This is a genomic window from Flavobacterium flevense (genome assembly GCF_900142775.1).
Taxonomy (GTDB): domain Bacteria; phylum Bacteroidota; class Bacteroidia; order Flavobacteriales; family Flavobacteriaceae; genus Flavobacterium; species Flavobacterium flevense.
Map to the genome: position 1 here is coordinate 78,115 of NZ_FRCC01000011.1, position 12,265 is coordinate 90,379.

Annotated in this window: 11 protein-coding genes; 7 read left to right on the plus strand and 4 right to left on the minus strand. The window is 35.0% G+C overall.

Annotation, left to right across the window (positions count from 1 at the left end):
• Positions 1-4 precede the first annotated feature (4 nt).
• The 4 genes from BUB89_RS15830 to BUB89_RS15845 all read left to right on the plus strand — a co-directional run bounded on the left by BUB89_RS15830 (position 5) and on the right by BUB89_RS15845 (position 5,580).
• The gene (locus BUB89_RS15830) at positions 5-1,651 is read left to right on the plus strand and encodes a family 16 glycosylhydrolase (protein ID WP_073246802.1); all 1,647 of its coding nucleotides are present in this window, start codon (positions 5-7) and stop codon (positions 1,649-1,651) included.
• Between the two features lie 64 nt (positions 1,652-1,715).
• Positions 1,716-4,016: a beta-glucosidase BglX gene (bglX, locus tag BUB89_RS15835; protein ID WP_073246805.1), complete on the plus strand. Its 2,301-nt coding sequence runs from the start codon at positions 1,716-1,718 to the stop codon at positions 4,014-4,016.
• Positions 4,017-4,019: 3 nt separating this feature from the next.
• Positions 4,020-4,775 carry a glycoside hydrolase family 16 protein gene (locus BUB89_RS15840; RefSeq protein WP_073246807.1) on the plus strand — a complete coding sequence of 252 codons (756 nt, stop codon included), beginning with the start codon at positions 4,020-4,022 and terminating at the stop codon, positions 4,773-4,775.
• 220 nt (positions 4,776-4,995) lie between these two features.
• Positions 4,996-5,580, plus strand: coding sequence for an RNA polymerase sigma factor (locus BUB89_RS15845; RefSeq protein ID WP_073246832.1), 585 nt, complete (start codon positions 4,996-4,998; stop codon positions 5,578-5,580).
• Between the two features lie 569 nt (positions 5,581-6,149).
• Here BUB89_RS15845 and BUB89_RS15850 read toward each other — a convergent pair.
• Positions 6,150-6,797: an endonuclease III domain-containing protein gene (locus BUB89_RS15850; RefSeq protein ID WP_073246810.1), complete on the minus strand. Its 648-nt coding sequence runs from the start codon at positions 6,795-6,797 to the stop codon at positions 6,150-6,152.
• A 152-nt stretch (positions 6,798-6,949) separates the two neighbouring features.
• On the opposite strand from BUB89_RS15850, the gene bcp reads away from it, so the two are divergent.
• On the plus strand, positions 6,950-7,402 hold the full coding sequence (bcp, locus tag BUB89_RS15855) for a thioredoxin-dependent thiol peroxidase (protein WP_073246812.1): 453 nt from the start codon (positions 6,950-6,952) through the stop codon (positions 7,400-7,402).
• A 343-nt stretch (positions 7,403-7,745) separates the two neighbouring features.
• Here bcp and BUB89_RS15860 read toward each other — a convergent pair whose 3' ends face one another.
• Together BUB89_RS15860 and BUB89_RS15865 are read right to left on the minus strand one after the other, a co-directional pair.
• Positions 7,746-8,291, minus strand: coding sequence for a LemA family protein (locus BUB89_RS15860; RefSeq protein WP_141384465.1), 546 nt, complete (start codon positions 8,289-8,291; stop codon positions 7,746-7,748).
• Positions 8,292-8,535: 244 nt separating this feature from the next.
• Positions 8,536-9,990: a TonB-dependent receptor gene (locus BUB89_RS15865; protein ID WP_073246816.1), complete on the minus strand. Its 1,455-nt coding sequence runs from the start codon at positions 9,988-9,990 to the stop codon at positions 8,536-8,538.
• Between the two features lie 102 nt (positions 9,991-10,092).
• On the opposite strand from BUB89_RS15865, the gene BUB89_RS15870 reads away from it, so the two are divergent.
• Together BUB89_RS15870 and BUB89_RS15875 are read left to right on the plus strand one after the other, a co-directional pair.
• Positions 10,093-10,857 carry an MBL fold metallo-hydrolase gene (locus BUB89_RS15870; protein WP_073246818.1) on the plus strand — a complete coding sequence of 255 codons (765 nt, stop codon included), beginning with the start codon at positions 10,093-10,095 and terminating at the stop codon, positions 10,855-10,857.
• A 9-nt stretch (positions 10,858-10,866) separates the two neighbouring features.
• Positions 10,867-11,367, plus strand: a complete 501-nt coding sequence (locus BUB89_RS15875) for a hypothetical protein (RefSeq protein WP_073246821.1) — start codon at positions 10,867-10,869, stop codon at positions 11,365-11,367.
• A gap of 304 nt (positions 11,368-11,671) precedes the next feature.
• On the opposite strand, the gene BUB89_RS15880 is transcribed toward BUB89_RS15875, so the two are convergent.
• On the minus strand, positions 11,672-12,265 hold a 594-nt coding region (locus BUB89_RS15880; RefSeq protein WP_317048479.1), incomplete at its 5' end, for a transketolase family protein.

A 12,265-nucleotide genomic window follows, 5' to 3' on the forward strand; every position in this document is an offset into this window, starting at 1 on the left:
AAAAATGAAAAAAATAATAGTAAATATAGTATCTGTTTTTGTCCTTCTATTGATGGTCAATTGTCAGGAGGATAATTTAGTTTTTGGAACATTAAACGCTCCAACTAATCTGGATGTTACAGTAGAAATAGTTGGAAAAACGGATGCTTTACCTAATGGAGATGGTTCTGGTACTGTTAAGTTTAAAAGTACAGCCGATAATGCTATTTCCTATAAATACATCTATGGTGATGGCGAAACAAAAAATTCTCCAGGAGGTATAGAAGAGCATGGCTTTACAACAGTTGGTGTTAATACTTATACTGTAACAGTTATTGCTTATGGTAAAGGTGGTGTAGCTACCACTGAAACAGTAGAAGTCACTGTTTTTAGTAATTTTAGCGATGAAAGATCTACACAGTTTCTTACTGGTGGTACGGCTACTGGAAAAAAATGGTATTTAGCTGCTTCCGAAAAAGGGCATCTTGGAGTTGGACAAAATGATGGTGATGCTACTAAAAATTATTTTGCTAATTATTATCAGGCAGAGCCGTTTGAAAAATCAACTACTTGTTTCTATGATGGTGAGTATACTTTTGCTTTGGTAAATGGTAAAATTGAATACAAGCAAGATAACAAAGGGAATTCCTTTTTTAACAACTCTTATAAAAGTGTTGCAGGCGGAACAAATGGTGGCGATGATGCTTGTTTAGCTTACAGCACAGCAGGTACTAAAATTGTAGCTTTAAGTCCTTCCTCTTCAGTTGTTTCTAAAAATCCAGTGGATACAAGAGTAACCACAGGAACAGTAATGAATTTTTCTGATGGAGGTTTTATGGGTTATTATGCGGGAGCTACTCAGTATGAAATTTTATCAATCACTGAAAATAGAATGGTAGTGCGACTAGTTCAAGGAAATAATACGGCACTAGCCTGGTATCTTATATTTACTACTACTTTGCCAACTTCATCTCCTGATCCAGACTATACTGTTTTAAAATTCTCAGACGAATTCAATACCGATGGAGCACCTGATGCCACAAAATGGACTTATGACTTAGGTACCGGTACTGATGGATGGGGGAATAATGAAGCACAAAGTTATACCAATGCTTCCGATAATGTAGTTGTTGCTGGAGGAAGTTTAAAAATTACCGCTAAAAAAGTAGGATCAGGCTATACTTCTGCAAGATTAAAATCAGAAGGGAAATTTGATTTTACCTATGGAAAAGTAGAGGTAAGAGCTAAATTACCTATTGGTGGAGGAACTTGGCCTGCCATCTGGATGTTAGGTGCTGATTATGCTACTAATTCCTGGCCTGCCTGTGGTGAAATAGACATCATGGAACATAAAGGAAACGAACCCAATCGAATTCATGGGACGCTTCATTATCCGGGACGTTCAGGAGGAAACGGAAACACAAACAGTACGTTAATCACCAATGCTTCTTCAGAATTCCATGTTTACAAAACGGTCTGGAGTCCGGCATCAGTAAAAATATATGTAGATGATGTACTTTTTCATACGGTTACTAACGACAGTAGTTTACCTTTTAACAAAGACTTCTTTATGATTTTAAATGTGGCCATGGGAGGAACTTTTGGAGGAACAATTGATCCGGCATTCACTCAGTCATCTATGGAAGTAGATTATGTAAGAGTGTACCAATAATCAAATTAAAAATGATATTAAAAGGTCGGTTTTATTCGGCCTTTTAATTAAAAATATACACAAAATGAGAGTAATAAAAACAATATTATTTGTTTTCATTACCATTGCTATATGGAGTTGTAGTCAAAAAATAATAAAGCCCAATGCAGGTTTTGTTTCAAAAAATCAGTTAGACAGCAGAGTAGATTCTGTTTTAAAACTGATGACTTTAGAAGAAAAAATTGGACAACTCAATCAATACAATGGTTTTTGGGAAATTACAGGGCCTACGCCAAAAGAAGGTCAGGCAGCTAAGAAATATTCCGATTTAAAAAATGGATTGGTAGGTTCCATGTTGAACGTCAAAGGAGTAAAAGACGTAAAAGCTTTGCAGAAAATAGCAGTCGAAGAAACCCGATTAGGAATTCCGTTGTTGTTTGGTTTTGATGTAATACATGGGTATAAAACCATTAGTCCCATTCCGCTGGCCGAAGCAGCCAGTTGGGATTTAGAAGAAATAAAAAAATCAGCTGCCATTGCTGCCGAAGAGGCTGCTGCTGTAGGACTCAATTGGACTTTTGCCCCTATGGTAGATATTTCCCGTGATGCCCGTTGGGGACGCGTAATGGAAGGTGCCGGTGAAGATCCTTATTTAGGGAGCCAGATAGCAATTGCCCGCGTACAAGGTTTTCAGGGTGATGATTTGAAAGCCAGAAATACTATTTTGGCTTGTGCCAAACATTTTGCAGCCTATGGATTTGCTGAATCCGGGAGAGATTACAATACGGTTGATATTGGCGAATCTACGTTGCAAAATATTGTTTTCCCTCCATTCAAAGCAGCTGTGGGTGCCGGGGTTCGTACTTTTATGAATTCTTTTAATGAGCTCAATGGAATTCCTGCAACAGGGAATTCTTATTTACAAAGAAAAATCCTGAAATCCGATTGGGGTTTTGATGGATTTGTGGTTTCTGATTGGGGTTCTATTAACGAAATGATTCCTCATGGTTTTGCTAAAGACAGCAAACATGCTGCCGAAATTGCTATTAATGCCGGTTCGGATATGGATATGGAATCCAATGCTTATGTGGAGCATTTAGCGACTTTAGTAAAAGAAGAAAAAGTAAAAGAAGACTTAATTGATGATGCCGCCCGAAGAATTTTGAAAGTCAAATTTGAGTTGGGCTTATTCGATAATCCCTACTTGTATTGTGATGAAAATTACGAAAAAGAAACTGTTGGAAAAGCAGCTTTTCACGAAGGTGTTTTAGAAATGGCAAAAAAATCAATTGTCCTTTTAAAAAATGAAAAAGAGTTATTACCTCTTAAAAAATCAGGTCAAAAAATTGTCGTAATCGGTGCTTTGGCAAATGATAAAACCAGTCCGCTGGGAAGCTGGCGTATTGCAGCCGATGATAATTCGGCAGTTTCTTTGTTAGAAGGATTAGAAAATTATAAAGATAATCAGTTGACTTATGCAAAAGGTGCTGATGTTACGGAGGGAAAGACACAGTTTATTTTCGAAACTAAAATCAATACCACTGATAAAAGCGGATTTCCAGAAGCAATAACAGCAGCTAAAAATGCCGATGTTGTCATTATGTCTTTAGGCGAACACGGTCTGCAATCAGGTGAGGGAAGAAGCAGAGCCGATATTGGATTACCGGGAGTTCAGCAAGAATTGTTGGAAGCAGTTTATAAAGTGAATCCTAATATTGTTTTGGTTTTAAATAACGGACGACCCTTAGCAATTCCGTGGGCTGATGCTCATATTCCTGCTATTGTAGAAGCCTGGCAGCTGGGAACACAAAGCGGAAATGCCATTGCACAAGTGTTATACGGAGATTATAACCCAAGTGGAAAATTACCAATGACTTTCCCCAGAAATGTGGGGCAGGTTCCTATTTATTACAATTATAAAAACACTGGCCGCCCAGTGATGACTGAGCCCGATAGCGTATTCTGGTCGCATTATATTGATGAAAAAAACACACCTCTGTATCCTTTTGGTTATGGTTTGAGTTATGCAAAGTTTGAATATTCAGGTTTAAGTTTAAGTCAAAAAACATTTTCAGGAGAAGGACAAATTGAAGTTACGGTTACTGTAAAAAATACAGGGAAATACCCTGGAAAAGAAGTGGTTCAGTTATACATTCGGGATTTAATTGCTTCTGTGACGCGTCCGGTAAAAGAATTAAAGGGATTTGAAATGATAGAATTACAGCCCGGTGAGTCTAAAAAAGTAAATTTTGTAATCAATAAAAAAACAATTGAGTTTTATACTGCCCAGTCAAAATGGGAAGCAGAACCGGGAGATTTTAAAGTTTTCATCGGAGGAAGTTCAGTGCAAACTCTGGAAAATGATTTCCAATATTTAAACAACTAACAAATGAATAAATTTTTAATCATACTTTTCGTCAGCACTCTTTCTTTGGCTCAGCCAAAAGGAAAAAAATTGGTTTGGGAAGAACAATTTAATGCTAAGGAATTAGATTTGAATAATTGGAATGTGGAATTAGGTGATGGTTGCCCCAACTGCGGTTGGGGTAATAATGAACGCCAGCTCTATACTAATGAGAACCAACAGTTAAAAGATGGTTTTTTAGTGATAACAGCTAAAAAAGAAGGTGAAAAATATACCTCTTCAAGAATTACCACGAAAGGCAAAAAGGAATTTCAGTACGGTTATTTTGAAGCCAGAGCTAAACTGCCTGTGGGTTCCGGTATCTGGCCGGCATTTTGGATGCTCGGTGCTAATATTGACAAGGTGGGCTGGCCTAAATGTGGCGAAATTGATATTCTGGAATATGTGGGTAAGGAGCCTCATACCGTTTTTACCTCATTGCATACTCAGGACAGTCATGGCAATACCATCAATACCAAGAAAACGACAATTCCAACAATTGAACAAGGATTTCATTTGTATGCAATAGACTGGAATCCTGATAAAATTGATTTTTATGTTGACAATCAATTGGTTTACACCTTTAGTCCGGAAACTAAAACGGAGGCAGTATGGCCTTTTAATCAGCCGTTTTACTTTTTGGTAAACATGGCTATTGGCGGAAATTTTGGCGGTCCTGAGGTTGATGATACTATTTTTCCGCAAGAGTTTACTGTTGACTATATTAAAGTATATCAATAAGGCAGAATTGATTTTAGGCTTATAAAATGTCTGAATTTTGAATTTAAATTCGATAAATAATCGTTTTTATATCATTTTTCTGTTTTTTATTTGTCGAGCGAAACAATTATTTGTTAAATTTGAACTGTTAATCCATGTAAAAAAATAAAAGCGCCTATAGTATAAAACTACTTTTTAGAAAAATACCCAAATTAAACTCATACTAAAAAGTATTACTATGATAGCTGATATTCAAATTCCTGACGCCTTGTTAGTACAGGATTATGTAGCAGGCAACGAAGACGCCTTAGCTACTTTAATAAAAAGACACGAATCTAAAATTTACGGTTTTATATATTCAAAAGTATCCGACAGAGATGTTGCTAACGATATTTTTCAGGATACTTTTATAAAAGTAATTAAAACACTAAAGTCTAATTCTTATAACGAAGAAGGTAAATTCCTTCCGTGGGTTATGCGAATTTCACATAACCTGGTCATTGATTTTTTTAGAAAAAATAAAAAAATGCCTATGTACCGGGAAACAGAAGAGTTTTCAGTTTTCTCTATTATGACGGATGATTCTCTTACAATAGAAAATCAGTTAATTGCTGATCAGGTAGAACTGGACATTCAAAAATTAATCCAAGAACTTCCCGAAGATCAAAAAGAAGTTTTGATTATGCGTATGTACAAAGACATGAGTTTTAAGGAAATCTCAGAGATCACAGGAGTAAGTATCAATACTTCATTAGGCAGAATGCGTTATGCATTAATGAATTTGAGAAAAGTAATTGATAAACATCAGATTATTTTAACCAATTAAGAGTTTGTTTAAAATTCATCAAAATTAATATCCCCAAATCCTAAAGGGGGTAATTTTGATGAATTTTTCAAGAAATTTTTCACCCTTTAGGTTTGGGAAAAAAAGAAAATTTCTTTTTTTATAAATTTAAACAGGCACTAAACAATATTTAAATAGCTGTCACGTTTCTATTCTAAGACCTTTAATTAAAATAGTACATGGCAAAAATTTACTCTAAAAAAAATCAGCTTATTTCAAACATGAAACCCAAAAAAGAAGTTATTTCTTTTCTTTTGAATTATTCGAAATCACTCCACATGATTAAAGTGGCAGATAATAGTTTTGAAATTATTGCAAATTAATGAAGCTGGAAACAGCTGTTTGGGTAAATCTCACTAATCTTTTTTAAATTAGTGAGATTTACTTTTTTATGACTATCCGTTTCCTATCAATTATTAAGAAAGACACCGATAAAACTGATTTTAAATGATTATTGTAGATTGTTATTTGCAAAGAGCTATAAAAAATCCGTTTTTATCTGTTCAATTAGTGTTATCTGTGGTCTGTTTTTGTTTGTAAGCGGATTCCTGTTACTTTTTATAGCCATCCAAGGCAGTTTTTCGTCCAATAGTTCGGGTGATAATATCTTTTTCCAGATTCAAACCACGTGCCGGCGAATATTCTCTTCCATACCAAATAATTTGTAGATGCAATTCGTTCCATAATTCCTCAGGAAATAAACGTTTGGCATCCTTTTCCGTTTGCACCACATTTTTTCCATTAGTCAGATTCCAGCGGTACATCAGGCGATGAATATGTGTATCTACAGGAAAAGCAGGAACTCCAAAAGCCTGTGACATCACCACGCTGGCCGTTTTATGTCCCACAGCTGGTAATGATTCTAAGGCTTCAAAACTTTGCGGAACCTTTCCATCGTATTTTTCGATTAAAATTTGTGACAAGCCATGAATGCCTTTCGATTTCATTGGCGATAAGCCACAAGGACGAATAATTTCCTTAATTTCTTCCACCGACATTTTGACCATATCATACGGATTATCCGCTTTCGCAAAAAGCAAAGGCGTAATTTGGTTCACACGCACATCCGTACATTGAGCCGAAAGTAAAACCGCAATCAACAATGTATAGGGGTCTTTATGGTCTAGCGGAATAGGAATAACAGGGTAGAGTTCTTTTAACGTATTTATAACAAATGTTACCCGTTCTTGTTTGGTCATTTTTATTAATTTGCTGAGTTACTAAGAGTCTAAGTTTTAAAGACTTTTTTCGAATGTAAAAATACTATTATTTAGTTTTTGAATTGGATTCGAATCTCATTTTTTATAAAACTTAGTATCTTAGCAACTCAGTAACTCAGCAACTATAAAACATGACAACATTAAAAAAAGGCGATAAAGCACCCGATTTTTTCGGTGTAGACCAGGATGGAAAAGCACATCAATTAGAAGATTACAAAGGAAAGAAATTAGTGGTTTTCTTTTATCCAAAAGCCAGTACGCCAGGTTGTACCGCCGAAGCCTGCGATTTAAGAGATAATTTTGAGCGTTTTCAGGCTAATAATTATGAACTTCTGGGTGTAAGTGCTGATTCGGCAAAAGCACAAGCCAAATTCAAAGATAAATACAAATTCCCTTTTCCATTATTAGCCGACGAAGAAAAAGAAGTCATTCAGGCGTTTGGTGTCTGGGGACCTAAAAAGTTCATGGGACGCGAGTATGACGGTATTCACCGCACTACTTTTGTAATCGACGAAAACGGAATTATCGATGAGGTAATTGAAAATGTAAAAACCAAAGAGCACGCCGCTCAGATTTTGAAGTAAACTAGAAACGCCAAGATTTTTTCTTGGCGTTTTTTGTTGTTGAAATTGTAAAAAAATAGAATTTTATACTGCTCCGCAAAGTCTCCGACTTTGAGGTAGTGTTTGTCGATTTTTAATCGACAATTTTAAATGAATTATATCTGTCAGAGACAGAGTGATACATCCTCAAAGTCGGAGACTTTGCGGAGCTGGGAGAACCTTGCCTACAACGTTCTCGCACTACACGCGGTTTGGGACTAAATTAGTGTTAATTTCGGAGAAGCCAAAACTTCCAAATACAAACCAATTTTTCTATTAAGCCAATTGCCCAAATCGCTTGTAGCGTGTGTTGCAAGTAGTTGTTTTATTCAGGGCGTATTCCACCATTTTTAATCCAATTATCAACTTTTCGCCTTTTCTCTTTCGGATTTTGGTTTTCAATTCCATATCTAATAATATCGAAATAGTTGAAACTTTTTGGATATTTTGTTTTTCTTGCAATTAGAGAATTTGGAAAAGTTACTCTATAAATATTATACACCCTGACCGATTGATTATAAACATCAACATTCGAATTTAGTTTTTCGTTAAAGTCAGTTTCCATATTTTCGGACATTAGCTTTTCATTGATTTTGTATTCTATATATTCGAATTCTCTTGAAAATTCCTTTTTTTCAATATTCTTGGAAGTTTTTAAATAATGCTGTAAAGTATCATTTTTGATTGTTTCAAGAATTAATTTCTCGTTTCTTAAATTTATATTTTCGGTGTATTTTTTCCAATTCTCTTCAATATTTTTACTTGAGCTTTCTAAATTAGACATCACACTATTTCTATATAGATAGTAACCAACTACACAAATTAAAACAAAACCAATTATCGTTATTAAACAACCTTTTAAAATTTTCATATTAGTGATTATACTTATTTAGTTTTCGTTTTTCTGCATAATTACGCCTAACTTGCATATAGGTCTGACAAAATCAGACCTATCACCCCAAAATAGGATTATTTTGTCTGATAACTATCAGTATTTATCTATTTCCAAAAATAGGATATTTATTTCAAAAATTAGTAGAGAAAGACTTAATAAACCAAAAACGCCACAAATAGAATTATCTAGTTGTGGCGTTTTATATGAATAGGATAGAGGTTTATTCAACCAATGTTTTTTCGGGATTATAACCAAAAAGGCGTTTTTCTTTGATGATTTCCGAAACTCCCGCAGGAAGCATTGGTTCCCATCCTGGAACTCCGTGGCTAATCATTTTAAGGACTTCACGGGAGAATACTTTTAGATTTTCAGGATTGTAATCTTCAACGTCGATTACTTTTCCGTTGAATTTAAAGAATTTGTACAATTCTTTCATTCGGGGATGTACTTTTAGGTTTTCTGAAGTGGTGATTTCTCCGTTTTCGTCTATCATTGGATATAAAAACACCTTCATGTCTCTAAAGAATAATTTACCAAAAGCTTCCAGAATTCCACCACTCAAATGACGGTAGTATTTCTCGTCAAAAATATCAACTAAATTGTTGACACCCATTGCAAGTCCCATACGGGCTTTAGTATAATTAGCAAAATATTCTACCACTTTGTAGTATTCCTGGAAATTCGAAATCATTACTGTTTGTCCCAATGAACAAAGTAATTCGGCACGATCCATGAAATCTCTTTCGTCAATTTCACCATCCGAACGCAGGTTAGACAAGGTAATTTCGAAAATAACCAGAGTATTTTCTTTGTCCACCTTATTTTCCTCAATAAACATACGCATCGATTTCTCGTACATATCCATGTTTACCTTAGTAACCGGACGGAAACTTCCTCTAAGGGCAAGAAGGTTTTTCTTGTATAAAATAGAAGCCGGAAGAATATTTTTTCCTTTTGGGTTGAACATTACGGCATCGGTCATTCCGTTTTTAACCAGTTGCAAGCTGATTAAACGGTTGTCAACATCGGCAAATCGTGGTCCGGAAAAATTAATGGTGTCAATCTCCAGTTGGTCTTTGTCTAAATGGTCGTATAAATAGCGCAACAATTTTTTAGGATCATTGTACTTATAATAAGCGCCATAAATTAAATTTACACCCAGAATTCCCAGTGTTTCCTGTTGGAGTTTGGCATCCGTTTCTTTAAAACGAATATGAAGTATAATTTCGTTGTAGTCTTCGTTAGGGTCAATCTGGTAACTGATTCCTACCCAACCGTGACCTTTAAATTGTTTGGCAAAATCTATTGTGGCTACCGTATTGGCATAACTAAAAAACATTTTGTTAGGGTGCTTCTCTCTGTTCAGTCGTTTTTCAATAAGACTTACTTCGTGCGAGAGCATTTTCTTCAGGCGGTTTTCAGTCACATAACGTCCGTCTCTTTCCACCCCGTAAACCGCATCACTAAAATCTTTATCATATGCTGACATTGCTTTTGCAATAGTTCCTGACGAACCTCCGGCTCTAAAAAAATGTCTTACAGTTTCCTGTCCTGCGCCAATCTCGGCAAATGTTCCATAAATATTTTCATTTAAATTGATACGTAGTGCCTTGTCTTTTATCGAAGGGACTTGTGCAATTACTCTGTCTCCTTTTAGTTTTATTTCGCTACCCATTTTTTTAGTTTAAATTTATGTTTTTGCCTGATGTTACAAAGTTAATTAAATAGCTAGCCTAATAAAAGAGAAATAATCCTATTTTTGTGAAAAAAATAAGATTTGAAGGTATATTTTTTAGGTACAGGTACTTCTCAGGGCATTCCGGTTATAGGAAGTGATCATCCCGTATGTAAAAGTACGGATAGTAAGGACAAGAGGCTTCGGGTTTCGGTATTGATTCGATGGGATAACTATTCGTATGTTATTGATTGCGGTCCTGATTTCAGACAACAAATGCTGGCTTCCGACTGTCAAAAAGTAGACGGAATTATTTTTACACATGAACATGCGGATCATACTGCCGGTCTGGACGACATAAGACCTTTTAATTATAAGCAGGGTGAAATGCCTATTTATGCTCATAAAAGAGTGCTTGAAGACATGCAAAGCCGTTTTGGTTATGTTTTTGAAACCGTCAATAAATATCCGGGAGCACCATCCGTAAAAACAATCGAAATAGTCAATAATGAACCTTTTTCAATAGGCAATAAATTAGTGATTCCTGTTGATGTACTGCATGGAAACCTACAGGTTTTTGGGTATCGCATAGATGATTTTGCTTACCTGACCGATGTTAAAACCATAGAAGATGTTGAAATTGAAAAATTGAGAAATCTGAAAGTGCTGGTGGTGAATGCCTTGCGGGAAGAACATCATTTTTCTCATTTTAATTTGCAGGAAGCTTTAGATTTTATTGCTTTGGTAAAACCTGAAAAAGCATATCTTACTCATATCAGTCATATTTTAGGATTTCATGAAGAAGTACAAAAACGACTTCCTGAAAATGTTTTCCTGGCTTACGATAATTTAGAAATCACCCTATAATTTTTTACAATGAAGAAATCTTTTCTACTCTATGCCTTTATTTTATTGGTGTTAATTAATGTTTTTACCTATTCTTTTTTAAATAGCGAAGTGAAATTTGAGCAAAACAGATATGAAAGAACGACTAAAAAACTAAGAGACAGTTTGAATTCCGTTACTGCAAAATTGAATGACGCCAATTATTTTTCTTTGGAAAAAAATGAAAATGCTCAAAATTATTTTGATTCGGCTGTAGCCAATAAAACAATTGCTTACGAGAAATTGATTCCGATAGTTACCGAAAAATTAATGGATTTAAATGCCAATCCAAAGGGAAATCCTTACACAGGACAAGATCAAATTGGCGAAAATAAATTTGTAATCAACAAAGTAAAAGTATTAAATCACCGCTGGATTATTGCTGATTATAGTGATGGGAAAATATGGGGTGAAGTGTTGTTGAAATATTTTGTTAATGAAGATGAGAGTATTTCGTTTGAAGTGATGGAGTCTTTGCTTTATGCGAAATAATAATCAGTATTGATTTTTAAACATATAAGTCCTATAAGTTTTAGGCTTAAATTTTTTATAGCTTACAGTTATTTACAAATCAGACCATATAAGTAATACGAAATAATTTATTGTCTTGTAAAGCCACGTTTTAACTTATGTTATCTATTTTAAATCATTAGCAAGAGGCGAGTAAACAAAAGCTTATATGACTTATATGTTTAAAAATGGATATTGTTTTTTCTTAACTTAACAATGTTTCTCAAATAAAAAATCCCATCTCGTTTAAAACAAGATGGGATTTTTAATACATTTCAAAATCGAATTATTTTCTTTTGATAACTCTTTCTACCGCTTCAACAATCGCCTGATTGTTTAGTTTGTATTTTTCCATTAATTGTTCCGGAGTTCCAGACTCACCAAAACTATCTTTAACAGCTACAAATTCCTGTGGAGTAGGATTGTTTAATGCTAATACACCAGCAATGCTTTCTCCAAGACCACCAAGGTAGTTGTGCTCTTCAGCAGTTACAATACATTTAGTTTTAGCTACTGATTTTAAAATAGCTTCAGCGTCTAATGGTTTAATCGTGTGTATGTTGATTACTTCAGCAGAAATTCCTTTTTCTTCCAGTTTTTCAGCAGCAATTAAAGCTTCCCAAACTAAGTGACCTGTAGCAACAATAGTTACATCAGTACCTTCGTTTAACATAATTGCTTTTCCAATGATGAAAGGCTCATCAGCAGGAGTAAAGTTAGGCACTACCGGACGTCCAAAACGCAAGTAAGCTGGACCGTGGTGATCTGCCAAAGCAATTGTAGCCGCTTTTGTCTGGTTGTGATCACAAGTATTGATAACCGTCATTCCCGGTAACATTTTCATCAAACCGATATCTTCAAGGATTTGGTGCGTAGCTCC